14 protein-coding genes are annotated in these 14765 nt (G+C 70.6%); 4 read left to right on the forward strand and 10 right to left on the reverse strand.

Going from position 1 to position 14765, the window contains the following annotated elements; all coding sequences use genetic code 11:
* Nucleotides 1-670 precede the first annotated feature (670 nt).
* The 4 genes from ACA361_RS13730 to ACA361_RS13745 form a co-directional block, all read right to left on the reverse strand.
* A complete protein-coding gene (locus tag ACA361_RS13730; protein WP_375012304.1) occupies nt 671-1762 on the reverse strand; it encodes an MFS transporter in 1092 nt (363 codons plus the stop codon).
* 199 nt (nt 1763-1961) lie between these two features.
* Nucleotides 1962-4817 (reverse strand): hypothetical protein, encoded by a 2856-nt coding sequence (locus ACA361_RS13735; protein ID WP_375012305.1) that lies wholly within the window; start codon nt 4815-4817, stop codon nt 1962-1964.
* Nucleotides 4817-5254, reverse strand: a complete 438-nt coding sequence (locus ACA361_RS13740) for a hypothetical protein (RefSeq protein ID WP_375012306.1) — start codon at nt 5252-5254, stop codon at nt 4817-4819. Before ACA361_RS13740 ends, ACA361_RS13735 begins: the two co-directional genes overlap by 1 nt.
* Nucleotides 5255-5467: 213 nt before the next feature.
* Nucleotides 5468-6067, reverse strand: coding sequence for an Arm DNA-binding domain-containing protein (locus ACA361_RS13745; RefSeq protein WP_375012307.1), 600 nt, complete (start codon nt 6065-6067; stop codon nt 5468-5470).
* Nucleotides 6068-6277: 210 nt separating this feature from the next.
* Here ACA361_RS13745 and ACA361_RS13750 point away from each other — a divergent pair, with 210 nt between their 5' ends.
* The gene (locus tag ACA361_RS13750; RefSeq protein ID WP_375012308.1) at nt 6278-6862 is read left to right on the forward strand and encodes a hypothetical protein; all 585 of its coding nucleotides are present in this window, start codon (nt 6278-6280) and stop codon (nt 6860-6862) included.
* A gap of 367 nt (nt 6863-7229) precedes the next feature.
* On the opposite strand, the gene ACA361_RS13755 is transcribed toward ACA361_RS13750, so the two are convergent.
* Nucleotides 7230-7634 carry a hypothetical protein gene (locus ACA361_RS13755; RefSeq protein WP_375012309.1) on the reverse strand — a complete coding sequence of 135 codons (405 nt, stop codon included), beginning with the start codon at nt 7632-7634 and terminating at the stop codon, nt 7230-7232.
* Nucleotides 7635-7668: 34 nt separating this feature from the next.
* Here ACA361_RS13755 and ACA361_RS13760 point away from each other — a divergent pair, with 34 nt between their 5' ends.
* On the forward strand, nt 7669-8184 hold the full coding sequence (locus tag ACA361_RS13760) for a MarR family winged helix-turn-helix transcriptional regulator (protein ID WP_375012310.1): 516 nt from the start codon (nt 7669-7671) through the stop codon (nt 8182-8184).
* 422 nt (nt 8185-8606) lie between these two features.
* On the opposite strand, the gene ACA361_RS13765 is transcribed toward ACA361_RS13760, so the two are convergent.
* The 3 genes from ACA361_RS13765 to ACA361_RS13775 form a co-directional block, all read right to left on the reverse strand.
* Nucleotides 8607-9116 (reverse strand): peptidoglycan-binding protein, encoded by a 510-nt coding sequence (locus ACA361_RS13765; protein ID WP_375012311.1) that lies wholly within the window; start codon nt 9114-9116, stop codon nt 8607-8609.
* Between the two features lie 383 nt (nt 9117-9499).
* Nucleotides 9500-10612 (reverse strand): hypothetical protein, encoded by a 1113-nt coding sequence (locus tag ACA361_RS13770; RefSeq protein ID WP_375012312.1) that lies wholly within the window; start codon nt 10610-10612, stop codon nt 9500-9502.
* Between the two features lie 318 nt (nt 10613-10930).
* Nucleotides 10931-11947, reverse strand: coding sequence for a twin-arginine translocation signal domain-containing protein (locus ACA361_RS13775; RefSeq protein WP_375012313.1), 1017 nt, complete (start codon nt 11945-11947; stop codon nt 10931-10933).
* A 442-nt stretch (nt 11948-12389) separates the two neighbouring features.
* Here ACA361_RS13775 and ACA361_RS13780 point away from each other — a divergent pair, with 442 nt between their 5' ends.
* On the forward strand, nt 12390-12758 hold the full coding sequence (locus tag ACA361_RS13780; protein ID WP_375012314.1) for a winged helix-turn-helix transcriptional regulator: 369 nt from the start codon (nt 12390-12392) through the stop codon (nt 12756-12758).
* Between the two features lie 3 nt (nt 12759-12761).
* Here ACA361_RS13780 and ACA361_RS13785 read toward each other — a convergent pair whose 3' ends face one another.
* Complete coding sequence (locus tag ACA361_RS13785; RefSeq protein ID WP_375012315.1) at nt 12762-13043, reverse strand: transposase; 282 nt, start codon at nt 13041-13043, stop codon at nt 12762-12764.
* Nucleotides 13043-13321: a hypothetical protein gene (locus ACA361_RS13790; protein ID WP_375012316.1), complete on the reverse strand. Its 279-nt coding sequence runs from the start codon at nt 13319-13321 to the stop codon at nt 13043-13045. The genes ACA361_RS13785 and ACA361_RS13790 overlap by 1 nt, the downstream gene beginning before the upstream one ends.
* 107 nt (nt 13322-13428) lie before the next feature.
* On the opposite strand from ACA361_RS13790, the gene ACA361_RS13795 reads away from it, so the two are divergent.
* Nucleotides 13429-14655 (forward strand): MFS transporter, encoded by a 1227-nt coding sequence (locus ACA361_RS13795; RefSeq protein WP_375012317.1) that lies wholly within the window; start codon nt 13429-13431, stop codon nt 14653-14655.
* The last annotated feature ends 110 nt before the right edge of the window (nt 14656-14765 follow it).

Raw genomic sequence — 14765 nt, forward strand, 5'->3', positions numbered from 1 at the left:
CCGACCAGGCATCTCGGCAGGAGGATCGACAACCGGCCATCCGCACAGGACACGCCCCCGGTTACCAGCACTGATCCCTGCGCGATGAAGACGCTGCACCAGCCCCACCGGTTGACACAGGCGCTGCCTCAGAACAGGACGATCAGCAGCCTTCCCGTGCACGGGCGGTTCTTTGGCGGACTATCCAGGGCCCGCACACCGTGCGCGCCCCATGCTCGCTTCGGCCACCGACACGGGACATATGCGCCACGGGTCAGCACCGCCAGCGCTGTACGAACCACGTTGCGGAACCCAACGTGCTGGCCGTGTTCGCTCGTTGTTCGCTCGGGGGTTCCGAAACCATGCGTCAGGCATCGACACGGGGTATCATGCAAACACCGCTGGATGCGGACAGAGCGACACAGCTTGACAGCCGGAATAACGAAAGAATCCGCCTCTTAATCCGCGGGTTCGGGGTTCAAGTCCCTGACGGCGCACCCGCTCCGACCTGGGCATTCGCGATTATGTCGCGAATGCCCACAGGTGTTTATGGGCCGTTTTGCGGGTCGTGCTGCTCGATTTTCGCTCGCCAGACACCACCCCAGACACCACCGGCGCCAATGGCCGTACTGACGGGCTTTTTCACCAGCACTTGTCATGCCCCGCGCGCCCGCCGAAGTCGCCGGCACCGTCAAAGACGCACACCGCTGCTCTCGGCCGGAACGGCTTCCCGGACGCCAACTTCCCCTCTGCCCGGAGCGCGTTGAGCCTCCGGTCCGGCCGTCCCACGCAGACAGATGACCGCAAGCGTGGCGATGGTTGCCGCAGCGATCAGTACGGCTGCACCGGCAGCGGCCTGCTGGGCGCCAAAGGCACCGGCTAGTGGGCCGGCGGCCAGGACGGCGGCCGGGGTGAGAGCGAAGCCGCCCAGGACGGTCCAGCTGCTGACCCGTGCCAGGACGTGAGGTGGGAAGGTGTGCTGAATGGTGGTCCACCACAACACCGCGTAGATCGTCTGACAGACACCCGGTAGCAGCATCACCGCCGCCAGCACCGGCCACGGCGTCCCCAGCCCCATCAACACCATCGGGACGGCCGCGGTCGCGGGCAACAACGTGCAGGCCAGCACAGGGCGTGCGGGGCGCCAGCGGGCCGCGATGACCGCCCCCAGGAACGCTCCGGCGGCTTCGACCGCGGTGATGATGCCCCACGCCCGGGACCCGCCGTGGCCGTGTTCACTGTAGAGCGGGCCGATGACGGCATTGAAGGCAACAACCGCCATCAGCACGACGGTGAACTGGGCAGTGAGGAGCCACACCCACCGGTAGGCGGTGAACTCCCGCCATCCAGCGCGCAACTCCTTCAGCGTCCCCGACGTCTCAGCACGCCAGATCGGGGTGCGCAGGCACGACAGCAGCAGCGCCGCGATCAGGCTCGCACCCGCTTCGAGCGCGGCGGCCCAGCCCGGGCCCACGGCGGCGATGACGATCCCGGAGGTGGCCAGGCCGATCAGGAGGCCGGCGGCGTTGGACTGGTTGAGTAGGGCGTTGGCGGCCTGGCGGCGCTGCGGGCTGACCAGGTCGGCGACGATGCCGCGTTCGGCTGGCATGAACGCAGCCCGTGCCGTCCCGGCCAGCAGCGCCAGAACGCGCACCATCCACAGCGATGCCTGCCCGGTCAAAAAGCACACTGCCAGCGCCGCCCACGACAACGCGGCTGAGCTGTCCCGAGTTCGGTGAAGCCCGTGATGTGCCCCGACTTCACGGAACCCGGGGCAGCTCACAGCCCGTCCTGGCCCTCCATGTTCGCCTCACCGACGACGTCTAAGCCCTCCTGCAGGTGAAGGCGCTGCGGCGGCAGGAGGCGCGCGAGGAGTTCGCCGCCGGGCTCATCAGCCCGGACGAGTACCGGGAGAACGGCAGCCCTCGGCCCGCCGCTCCTCCGGAACGAGCCGCGCCGCCGGGCCGGGCCCTCCGCCGAGGTCAGCGAGGGCGTCCGCGGCCTCGCGCGAGGGCCGCCCTGCGCTCCAGCGCGATGAGAAGCGGACGCCTCTCCAGCCACGAGCGCGCGGTGTCCCCCTCGCCGAGGCCGAGGGCCTCCGGCGTGACGGAGAACGCGGCCTGGACCTCCCTCAGGAGATCGTCGGCCTGCCTGAGGATGAACGCGCGGACGTTGGCGCAGTACCTCGGGTCCATCTCCGCGATGCGCAGCCGCCGGTCCGAGGCGTCCTGCCACTCCTCGTCCTGGTTGATCAGCGTCGACCAGTGGTCCTCGGGGGTCCAGCCCTGCCTCCGCTCGGGCGGGAATCCCAAGGCCGCCTCCCGGACTTCGAAGACCAGGTCATGGACGTACCGGACGTTGTCGTAGTGCGCACCCTGATGCGCCAGGTTGAGTCGCTGGTAGATCGCCAGAGCCTGCTCGGCCGCCTTCCGCGGGCCCGCGAGCTCGCATCCGCCATCCACGCCCGCCTGGGCGTAGACGACGCAGGCCTGCGCCAGTTCCTCCTCGTACCCGCCAGGGTCGGCGGCCACGAGTTTCGTGTAGGTCGCGACCGCCTCCTGCGCGACGGCGGCGGCGTCCCGGGGACGATCGAGGCACCAGAGGTGGAGAGCGAGCCGCTTGGCGATCCGCGCCAGATAGGCCTCGTAGGCCTCGGGGACCGCCTCGGCCAGCCTCCGGCAGATCTCCAGCGCCTCCTCGAGCGCCTCGATCGCCTCCTCCCGGCGGCGGGCGCCCCAGCGGCTCCTGGCCAGGGTGACCAGGCTCCAGACGAGATGCGATCCATCGGCCGTGAGCGATCGGGCGAGGCCGGATCCCGGCGCGGCCGGGCCTGCGGCGAGCCGCTCGCGGAGGATCCCGACAGCCTTCTCGGCTCCGCGGAGGCTCTTGGCCGGCTGGAGGACGCGCTGGTAGAAGTCCGCGAGGTTGGTGATCGCCATGGCGAAGCCGGAGGAGTACGCGGCGGGATCCTTCCGCGCCAGGCGCGCGAACATCCGGACCGCCCGCTCGGCGTCGGCGAGCGCACCCGCGGTCAGGACGCCCCGGGCCTCGCTCATCGCCTGGTTGGTGAGGGACAGGGCCAGGCCGGGCTCGTGGACGTCGGGGGCCACCGCGGCCAGGTCCCGGAAGAGCTCCGTGGCCTCCTTGGCCGCGGCGAGGCTGCGCGGGAGGTCATCGGCGAGGTCGGCGCACTCGGTGAGATGGACCAGCGCGACGGCGAGCGTGGAGTCGTCCACCGAGCGGGCGCACTCCACGGCGCGCTCGGCCGCGTCGGCGGCCTCCTGCGGGCGCCCGGCGCGCGACAGCCGGAACGCGAGCTCCCGGTAGTGCCCGGATCGGACCGCCGGATCGCGGTCGGCTTCGACCCGCGAAGGCGTCAGGCGCTCGATGAGCGCGGCGGCACCGACGTCCACGTTGATGTCCCCGTGTCCGGGGAGTTCGGCCGCGACCCGTTCGAGCACCTCGGTGTGGACATCGAGCCCGGCGAGAAGATCGAGCACGGGGCTTCCGGCGGCGACGGCCGAAGCCGGATCGTCCCGTAGAAGGCGCTCCACGAACGGGGCGACGTGCGGCCACCTGTGCCCGGCCGCGGCGGAGGCGAGGAAGACCAGGGGCCGGACGGGCACACCGCCGTCCGGGGAGCGGGAGCCGAGTTCCCGTACGGCCGCGGGCGCCCAGGCCGCGGCCGGGCTGCCGCCGACGGCGTGGCCCGGCAGGCTCAGCGCGAGGAAGTCCTCGGCCAGCCGGTCGGGGTAGAGCGGTTCGAGGACGTCGCCGGGGTTCTGCGGCGGGTAGCAGACGCCGTGGTCGGCCAGCACGCTCGCCGGTTCTTCGAGTCCGATCCGGCCGAGGGTCGCGACCCCGTTCTCATGGTCGACGGCACCGGAGAGGGCGGCCGCGAAGACCGCCTGCCCCATGGCCCCCGGCGGCGTCCGGTGATCCACCCCTTCCAGCCTGTTCTCCCAGAGGCGCGTCCAGTGGACACGCTCGCGGCCCAGCAGGTAGCTGGTGATGCCGTCCATCTCGCCGGGCGGCCGGACGCCTCGCGCGCGGGTGTCGACCGCGACGAGCGCCGCCATGTGCAGGGCGAGGACGAGCCCGAACTCGGGGAGCTCCAGGTCCTCCGGCGGAGCGATGCCCGAGCCCTCGATCCCGTAGACGGCCGCGAAGCAGTCCCGCGCCGTGCCGAACATGGCCAGACGCTCACCGGCGGACGCCGGCGCGGACAGCTCGACGTCCCGGGTCCCCGCCGAGTGGCCTTCCAGCACCGCCCGGACCGCGGGCCAGGGAACGGCCGAGCGCGCGAGCAGTACGACCCGCACAGGGCGCGGCCCGTGCAGAAGGGCGTTACTGAACAGCCAGGTCAGATGGGACAACGGCCAACGGTCGGCGTAGTCGACGATGAGCAACACGCCTGCGGCGTCATCGGCGCGCAGGTCCTCGGAACCCTGCGGACGCATGATCCCGCCGTGGGAGGCGGTGATGACCTTCCATCCGGCCGTGGCGCTCTCGGCCGCGAACTCGGCGGCCAGCCGCGTCTTGCCCTGGCCTCCCGGGCCGTGCAGCCAAAGGGCCGACAGCCGCGGACCCGAGCCGTCGCGCCAGGCCGCCAGTTCGGCCCGCTCCGCCGCCCGCCCCCGGTAGTCGACGACCTGGAACCGGGCGTTCAGCATGCGGCTCGGCTGCTCCAGCAACCAGGACCGGGCGGGCGCGGGCGGCGGGCGATGCTCGGCGAGGAGGTAGGCCGGGCCCCTGTCCGGGAAGACGTGGAGGTCGGCCCCGATGACGCCGTACCCGAACCCGCTCTCGACGATGACGCTCTGGTGGACGCCCCCCATCACGCCTCCGTCTTGCTCGCACCGCCCTCTTCGCGCGCGGCGGGAGCCGGCGCCTCGTGGACGACCACATTGCCGTCGAGGGCGGCGAAGACGCGTCCGTTGTCCCGCGCGATGTTGGTCTGGTTCCGTGCCCCGCCCTGCACGCCGGCCTGCCGGACCAGCACGTCGAGCTCGGCGGCGACTTCGGGGCGCTCTTCGAGCAGCCGCTCGAACTCCAGGGCCCAGAGGCCGGCGAGGCTCTGCCGTGCGTGCTCCACGTCCGCCGACCGGGCCACCAGGGCGGCGTTGCCGTCCAGCTGCGCCTCGACGGCGGCCAGTTCCTCTTCACCGCGGTGCCGGAAGAGGCGCATGACCCTCCCCCGGACGACCGTCCACGAGTCGGTGGCCATGGCTCCCACCACCGCGCCCCCACCGGCGACCACGAGCTCCTGCAACATGCCGCTCCCTCCGCTGCTACAGGAACAGACGACCCGTGCCCCACCGCGGTTCCGCTCGGCTCATGGTGTCACTGCCGCTCGGCGTACTCGCCCGGACCGCGGGCCCAGGGGACGCGCGGTCCGGTGATCGTGCGCCCGCCGCCTCGTGGGCGGCGGGCGCACGGTGTGGCCGGGAGGTGGGGTCAGGTGGGCCTGCCGCCCTTGCGGGGGGGTTCAGGTCGCCGGAGATGATCTGCCCGGGTGGTGTCGGCCTGGCCCTGGAGGGTGGTCAGGACGTACGCGCGGAGGTGCCGGCGCGGAAGTGGTCGACCATGCGGTCGAGGGTGGCGCCGGCGGCGCTGTGGTCGCCGGCCTTGGCGTGGACGGTGGCCAGGCGGCCATGGCGGCGTTGAGGGTGATGTCGTTGAGGCCGCCGGGGCCGGTGAAGCGTCGACGGCGGCGGTCAGCTGGAGATGGATAGAGACGGACGTGCCTGGTGTAGCCACGCACAGTGGAGGAGGCCCGGTTCCGGGTCGCGAGCCAGTGCGACAGCCAGTCCCCCACCGTCAGCAAGCTCGAACTCGCCTCGCCCGCGCTCGGCGTCCGGAGCCGGGTCAGCGCCGCCTCGGCTGCCTTGCGGGACGCGAAGCCACCACGGCGGATACGCCTACGGCGACCGTCCAGGTCGGAGGAAAGCTCCAGCCGCAGATACCAACTGCCATGCCGCCGTCCAGGCACCAGCTTCGGGCACGAGCGGCCCCAGGGCTTGCCGGTGTCGGGGTGCAGGCAGCCGCAACGCCGGTACACCCCACCTGCACTCGTCGAAATCGTCATCGCCGACACCTACAACGGACACAGAGCGAAAAGGTGCTCAACGCGACGACACGCCGACTCCCTGCCGTGGGCGGATCCCGGTGGGCTTCAGCTCCGTGCCCATCGGCGGCAGTGCCACGATCTTGTTCGGGCGACGTGCTCGGAACGGGCGGCGCCGGGCCGCCGTCCGAGCTCGAGGATCGGTTCGACGTTCGGGACGGAAGGTGCCGGGTGCTTGACAGGGTTCATCTCCGCGCGGCGGCGGTGGTCGCCGGGACCTTCGGGCTGGCGGTGCTCGGGGCATGGGTGGACGAGGGGTTGGGGCGGGACGCTCTCGGCATGCTCGTGATCGTCATCGCGGCGCTGTTCTGCGGTTGCGCCACGTTCTGGTGGGTTCGCGACTCCCCTGCCGGTTGTGCCGCCTTGTTCTTGGGAACCTTCGGTGCGCTCGTGTTCGGGGTCGGGCTCGGGCTGGAGACCAACACGTACTTGCTGCGCCACCATGGAATCGACGCCGAATGCGAGCTCGAGCGGCAACTGCCGCCACCGAGCGAGAACGACAGGCGGTGGCGGCTGCGATGCCCGGGCGGGCAGAAGGCCGATCTGACGACCAAGCGTTTGACCAGAGGGCCCGACGGGATCGTTCCCGTGCGCTACGACCCGAGAGGCCGTACGGACGCGGTCGAGGCAGGGACATGGGAGAGCAGGAGCGGCAATCCCTGGCCCCGGCTGATGTTGGTCGGAGGCGGCGTCGCCGTCCTCTGCCTGCCGTTCGCCGCGGCCATGGGACGCCCCTTGGACGATGCCAGTGCTTGAGGCCGGCCACGGTCGGGACCGGCGATGCTCGCGCAGGCGGGCCACCATGGGGGCCGTGGCGCTCGGAGCCGAAGTCGCCGTATTACAACGGCACCGGCCTGCTGACCGAGCGCGGTTTCTGGGCCGTCCATCTGAGCCGGACGCATCAGGGGACGAAACCGAGTCGGCTGCCGTTCAGGCGTGTCGGCAAGCTACGGCTGTTCGCGGCCACCGCCGCTGGCCGGAGCGGCGGGCAGATGCGAGGGGTGTCGGGAGTGTGCCGAGCGGCGCGCGAGTCCAGGTGTCGGCGACTCGGTCTGCTCTGCCGGCTCGGTGTTCATCAAGGGAGAGGACGTTCGCCGTACGGCCAGGGTTGAGGCACAGGCGGTCATGCGGTGGTGGGAGCCCGGTGCAGGGCGAGGGTGGACGCGATCGCGGCCAGGAGCCAGATCGCCGGGCCGGACAGGCCGCCGATGATGTCCACATGGCCCGGCAGGACCATCACGACCAGGAACGCCGCGTCCACGACTCCCAGTGTGAGGAGGTTGAGCCAGTGGCCGCGGCGGCTGTTCAGCCGGTTCATGGTGAGCGCGACAGCGATGGCCTGCGCGCCGAGAAGGGCGGCGCACCAGAAGAACATCAGGCTCTCGGCCTGCGCCTCGTCCGGTGGAGGCGCCGCCGCCAGGCCGTCTAGCACCATCGTGGCGCCCAAGCCGAGATGCAGGAGGCCCCACAGCACGTACAGCGCTGTGGCGGCGACCGTCCATCGGCTTCCCTTGCTATGTTGATTCACGGCGTAAAATATACACGGCGAGAATCTTTGGAGCATGGTGAGCACCTTCGACCGGGACCGACCGGACGCGATCGATGCGCTGCGCGCCATCCGGGGACTGCACGCCCAGACCGAGGCCCTGCTCGACGCGATCGCAGGTCGGTACGGGCTCTACCGCACCGACCTGCGCTGTCTGGAGATCCTCCAGCGGGAGGGCGAGATGCGCGCCCGCCGGCTCGCCGAGCTGAGCCATCTCAGCCCCGCCGCCGTGACCAAGGTCGTCGATCGGCTGGTGACGGCCGGATACGCGACCCGGCGTCAGAGCACCCAGGATCGCCGCGCCCAGATCATCGGGGTGTCCGCCCGGCACTCGGCGTTCCGCGCCGCGATCTGGGACCCGGTCCAGGCCGACGCGGTCGCCGTCCTGGAAGCGGCGTCCGCCCAGGAGCTGCGCACTGTGATCACGCTCGTGCACCGGCTCACCGAGGTGAACCGCGCCCATGCGAGGTCGATGGGCGCCGGCTCATCTGCGGCAGAGCCTGCCGCGGGCGATGCGTCGGCCGCGCGATGAGATGCGCCTGTCGCAGGTGTGAGCAGGGCGTGCGGTGGCCGGGCCGTACGGGGCCGGTGGTGCGCGTCTCTTGGCGTCCGTACGGCCCGGCCTTGGGCGGGCTGCTCCGGGGTCAGGGCAGTCGGGCGGTGTCGGTGGGAAGTGCGGTCTGGCCGGTGACGAATTCGCTCCAGAGGCCGAAGCGCAGGCGAGTGCCGGGGCGTGCGGTGGTCTCGGCGTAGCCGGCCGGGCGGCCGCCGATCATGCGGGTGGCGCCGAAGGAGGGTTCGAAGCGGGCCGTTCCCGCTGGGAGGGCTCACCCGAACGCCTTGCCCCGGGATGATGCCCGCCACCGACCTGTTGGCGATGGTGTCAGTCCTTGGAAGGGTGGCCCGGCGGCCGCCGCAGGGCTCCGGCGAACGGCGACCGTGTCAGAGCCGGCGTCAGCCGATGCGTCGGCAGATGAACTCCTCGGCGAGCTCGATGCGGGTCTGGTCACGGTAGATCGGCCAGCGGAGGCCGTCCCGGGTGATCGGGCCGTAGATCCCGTCGGTGCGGACCTGGGGCTGGTTCTCGGCCACGCGCGCCCACGTCTGGGCGTTCCTGAGCGCCGCGGTGGTGGCGGGGCCGAACACCCAGTCCAGATCGATGCTCTGGTTGTAGCAGCGGCGGAGCATGTTCTGGATCGCGCCGATGCTCAGCGACGACTGGATCGGTTTCGCCGCCCGCACGCAATCGAGATTGCCCGGCGAGTCGACCGGAACATAGCGGTAACTGTAGATCCGGCCGCCCACGTTGTGGTTGCCGACGTGGTTCCACCTTGCCGAGTTGCACTCGGGCAACGCCGCGGGGCTGGTGGCCGGAGCGGCCGCCGCGCTCGCAGTGCTCATTGGCCAGAATGCCGACAAGGCCAGCGCGAACCCCGCTACTGTCACGCCGTTTCTGCGTTGCATTACGAATCTCCTTCATGAAGGGCTCAAGGCCACCACCGCAAGATGGCGCGCAAGAGGACTGATGGGACTCGGTCCCCTCCAAGCCGAACCCGGCGATACCGGCGCGTTCAGGGTGGGCGATGCTTGCACGGTCCAGGCCGCGAGAGCGGTCCCGAAGTCGAGAAGCAGCGGGCTACGGCGTTGGATGAGACCTTCGATGGCGCTGATCAGCGTGAGGCGAGTACGGCGAACCCACTGCGGAGTTTCATCCTCTTTGTCCTTTCGTTGGGGTCGACGACGCGCGAGCATGCACCCGTCACTGCATGCGGCGGCCGTCGGTAGGTGATGTGAAGCGGTGCCGGACAGTCGCGTCGGCCGATGCGATGGCACGGTGCAGGGAGTGGTCAGGAACGACGCCAGACCGTGCCGGTCTGGGTGCCGGCCCAGACGGTGGTGGTGTGCGGAACGCGGGTCATCGAGTACGCGGTCACCGCGGCCGGCGGAACGGCGCGGGTCCAGGACGCGCCGTCGAAATGCAGCAGGTGGGAGGTGTCGAACGGGGTGGACAGCCAGACGCCCTGCCGTCCGTCGGAGGCGATCGAGCCGAGAAAGCCGACCGCGGAGGCCGGGCGTATCGCGCCGTCGCCGTCCCGTGCGGCGGGGCGGGGGATCGGGTGCACGGTGAACTGGGAGCCGTTCCAGTGGTGCAACGTCGGCGGCGGGAACAGCGGGTGCTGTTCCAGGGCGTAGAACCAGACGTCGTCGGGGGCGACGTACTCGATCTGCAGGATCCAGTGGGCCCAGGTCGACCCCCAGGGGACGCGCGTCCAGTCCGTGCCGTCGAAGCGCCACAGCGGGGTCGGGCCGGTCTGCGACTCGGGCACCCCGCCCACCCAGACGTCCGAAGCGCCTCCGGCGGCGATGGCGTTGAGCCCGGAGGGTTGCGGCAGGGTGAGCGAGTCCGCCCACCGGCCGTTGCGCCGCACCGACACCGTCGTGGAGTCGGCACCTAGCCCGGTGGCCCACAGTCCGCCGGCCCGGTCCAGGTCGATGGCGTGGAGTTGCCGGTCCGCGGGGCCGGACACCGCCGTCCAGCGGCGCCCGTTCCAGCGCAGCAGGTCGGTGCGTTGCCGGGCGTCCGGGCCGGAGGCGAGGGCCCAGGCGTTGGCGGCGTGCCGGGCTCGGACGTCGTGGACGACGGCCAGTCCGTCCGGCAACGGCGCCCGCGTCCAGCCCCGCGGGGTCCGGTGCAGAATGACGGCGCGCGCGTCCGGCTGGAACGCGTTCTCGGTGCCGCCGGCGAAGACGTGCCACGGCGACGGCGCAGCGATGCCGAGCAGGTGGCTCTGGCCCGACAACGGCGGAACGGGCGTCTCGGCCCACTCGCCGGGCGGCGGGGCGGCGCCGCGCGCGGTGCCGGTCGCCGGCCCGGCGACGGCGCCGGTGCCGAGGAGCGACACGCCGCCGATCATGACGGCGCGGCGGGACGGAAAGGGGTACGGAGCGGGTCGGTCCACGGTGGCTCCTTGGCGGACGAAATGTCGATGCCAGTATTTGGCGGCAAGATTTGTCGGTTCTATCCCCTGGCCCGATACGGCCAGCCGAGCCCGAACGATCTGGAACGCGCGCAGGAGAGCGGTCGCTTCCGCCTGGGAAGGGGCGCCGCGCTGACGGCTCAAGAGCGCCGCGGGTGGCGGCCACGACCGAGGTCGCCGACGCCTCCAGCGGCCGCCCGCTCGAAGTACGGCCCCAGGGCATCAAGGGAGCAGGCCGGCCCGGCGAACCTCAGGCCCGCACGGACATCGCGCGCGGCACCCCGGCGCACCTGAACCGGGTCACCCGCCTGTGTGCGGTGTCCCACCCCAGACCTTGACCCAGTCGATGCGCATCCGCCAGCCGGGGTCGGTGCCGATGTGGAGGGCCAGCCGCTGCCGGTCGATGACCGAGTACGTCCGGTCCGCCTGGGCCGGTGTGCTGGGAGTGAAGGACGCCCGGGCGGGCGGGTCCGGTGAGCGGGCAGGCTGGCCCGGCAGTGGCGGGGAGCCGGGAGGGCCCTTCCAGTAGACGTTGGTGGTCGGGCCGGCCAGCCCGTCGAAGAACCACTGAGCGTGGCCGGGAGTGGTTTCGTTCTGCGGCACCCAATAGCAGGAGTAGGTATGAAATTCGCTCCAGTTGACGGGCCCGACGTCGACGATGTTGTTGCCGTTGGAGATGTCGTACCACCAGAAGGGGTCGTACTTGCCTGACCAGTCGTGGATGGTGCAGACGTAGCTGTTGCGCCGCTCCCGGAAGTGCTCCATGAAGTCCAGCTCGATGTAGTGCGCGTAGCCGGGCTCCTGGCCGGGCCACTGCTCGCCGGCCGGATGGAAACCGTCGCTGATGTGCTCGATCGCCATCGACCAGAAGGCGGGGGCGACCTGGGGTGCGGGCCCCTGCTGCGCGTGGTCGAACGCGATGCGAGCCGAGAAGAAACCGCCGTTGCCGAACACCTTTCCTCGAAAGTAGGGGGCGGTCGGGATGGCGAAGGCGGTGACAAGGGAGGCAAAGCCCGTCTCCCCGCCAGCGCCTCCCAACGTGAGCACCGAGTTGGACACGCGGATATTCTGCGGCCGGGTCACGCGGCTGCTGAACCACTTGTGGGGATACCACTGGTAACCCGGTGCGCCGGTCGCGTTGACGTCGATGGTGCTGACGGAGTCGAAGTCGTCGGAGAACACGGGGTCGTCCGCGGTCACTCGGGCGATGGCCGGGGACGGCGACGCGCCGAGAACGAGCCCTGCGCCCGCGCCCGCCGCCGTGGACTGCAGGAAACGCCGGCGGGTGGTCGGATTGACCCGTCGGATGGGGTCCATTGGAGACCTCTCTCCTTGAGGCAGCTCTGGACGCTGCCGAACGGACGCGCTCCCCGCTGCGCCGTACTCGAACACCATTCAGTGGCCCGGGCCTGCTCCTGGAGAGCGCCCGGGGCCGCCTTCGCTCGTTCCCTGGGTGGCCAGGAAACCGCAAGCCACATCGTGTCTCTTATGGCGACTGAATTGTTGCGGCCTTCTCGCCGACCCTCCGGTGTCGAGCCCGCCGCAAACGGACACCCAACTGCAAGCGGCACGGTCGAAAGTCGACCATAGATCAGCGGAACGCTCGGCAAGTCGGCTCTATAGGTTATATCCCGCCGCGAATCCCTTCACGAAAGAACATGCCATCGGACTGGTTCCTCTGAGGGTAGGCACGTTACCCTCCCGAAGGAAGAAGGCACCTTCAGGTGCGTAGCGCACTCGCCGGGAAGGCGTGCCCGCGATGGAACAGACACGGCATGATGCTTTTGATGCTGCTTGTCCAGCACGCGAGGTGTACAACCGGATCAGCGACAAGTGGGTGGGCCTGATATTGGTGGGCCTCGCCGACGGTCCGCGGCACTACAGCGATCTTCAGCGCACGATCGTCGGAGTGAGCCAGAAGATGCTGACCCAAACCCTGCGAAACCTCGAGCGCGACGGCTTGGTCGTCCGCGCCGTGAGCACACGACGCCCCGTCCGCGTGAGCTATTCACTGACCCCCCTCGGCGCCGACCTGCTGCCGATCATGCGCACGCTCAAACGCTGGGCCGAAGACCACATCGGCAGGGTCCACGCGGCGCGAGCCGAGTACGACAAGAGCGCACCCTGACGATCAGCCCAGGCCCGCGACGCCGAGGAGTCCGTCTCCGGCGAGCCAGAAACGAGCGGGATCGAGCAGGTCGAACCGTGCCCGGGCCATCGCCAAGGCGGCGGACTCGGCCTCGGCGGGACTGGGCGACTTCAGGCCACGGTCGAGCAGGTCGAGTCGCTTCCAGCGGTGCAGGCACGACTCCGCGATCCCTAGCAACGCGGCCACGTCCCGCACCGATCGTCCTGGCTCTAAAAGATCCAGGGCACGCCGACGAAGCTCCGGCGGGCAAGGCTTGGGCAACATCAATCGTCCGTGCTGTGGGGGCAAAGCTCAATTTCCGGCGCGGCGCCTTCTGTGCTTCGCGGCGGCGAGAACACCTTCAGGCAGAACGGGCCGAGGGCGCCGTGCTGCCGCTGGGTGTTCTGCTTGTCGGTGCTGACTCGGACGAGACCGATAAGCGCCGCGGCGGCCGCCTTTCGTTCATCGTTCGGGTCGACGCGCGCCTGCCCCGCCCCGCCGCCTGCGCGGACCGGGCCGTCCGGGCGGCCGAGTTCGCTCATCCGTGTGGCGGCCGTGTTCACCGATTCGCGTCCCTTCCCCGAAGGCCGACACCACGTGTTTGCGGACAGCGGCGGTGACGTCTCATTTCCGCCAGCGTCCGGATTCGTTGCTTCCTACGGTCGGTCGGGTGCGAAATGATCTCGGCGCCGCGGCGCCTGCGCCTGCCCGGCTCCGCGGGCCCGTCGTGCTGTTCATGTCGGTCGCTGCGGCCCTCGGCACGTCGACCATCTACCCGATGCAGCCGGCGATCGCCGATGTGGCGGACTCACTGGGCGCGCAGATGACCGCCGTGGGGATCGCACTCGCTTGCGGGCCCATCGGCTACATGGCCGGCCTCGGTCTTCTCGTGCCCTTGGTCGACCGCTTGGCCCCTGGGCGCGTCCTCGCGGCTCAGTTCGGGATCCTTGCCTGTGCGCTCGCGGCGAGTTCCGCCGTGGGCTCGGTGATCCTGCTGGGCTCGGTGATCGGTGTGGTCGGAGCCTGTTCGGCAGTCGGCGCCGGGCTGAGTTCGGTCGCCGGCCGTTTGGCCGAGCCGCAGCGGCGGGCGACGACGTTGGGGATCGTGACCGCCGGCATCTCGGCCGGCATCCTCGCAGGCCGGATCATAGGCGGGTGGCTTGCCGACGAGATCGGCTGGCGGGGGATGCTGCTCGTGTTCGCTGCCGCCTGCGGCCTCGTCGCCGCGGGTTGCCTGGTGGCGCTACCTGCAACAGGCGGTGACACCGAACGCGGCTACCTGTCCACATTGCGTTCCCTACCTGGCTTGTTCGTCCACCACGCAACCCTGCGAGTCGCCGCTCTCCGTGGCTCCATATGGTTCTTCGCGTTCTGCGCTGTGTGGGCCGGCCTCGCCGTGGCGCTCTCAGAGCCCCCGTACTCCTACTCGGCCGAACGGATCGGCCTGTACGCACTGGCAGGACTCTCGGGCATCCTGGCGACTCAGATCGCGGGCATGTGGACCGACCGCGTCGGCGCCCGCCGCGTCATCCTGGTGGGCCTTGTTCTGGCGGCGGCGGCCGCGGCCGTCGTCGGCTTCAGCCTCGCGAACACCGTCGTGACCCTGGTTTGTTTGGCGCTTTTCGACGCGGGGCTGTTCGCTGCCCAGGTGGCCAACCAAAGCGCGGTCCTGGCCATCGATCCCTCGGCACCGGCACGTTTCAACAGCGCCTACATGCTGGTCTACTTCGTCGGCGGGAGCCTCGGGACCGCCTTCGGCGCTGCGGCGGTCGAATGGTTCCGCTGGCCGGCCACGGCACTGATCACAGCAGCGGCCATCGGAGTCGCCGCGACGATCACCGTCTTCGTGCGCCCCGCCTCGACGAGCGCGACGGCAGCCGATCAGCTCGCGCGATGAGGACACCGTTGGAGGTGCCGCCCCCGGCGTTCCATGCCGGCGACGCCGGCACGGCTGGCCGGCTCGTACACCACCTGCGGCAGCCTTCCATCGCGGCCACATGTAGTGGT

The sequence above is a fragment of the Actinomadura sp. 21ATH genome (assembly GCF_041951345.1).
GTDB lineage: Bacteria > Actinomycetota > Actinomycetes > Streptosporangiales > Streptosporangiaceae > Spirillospora.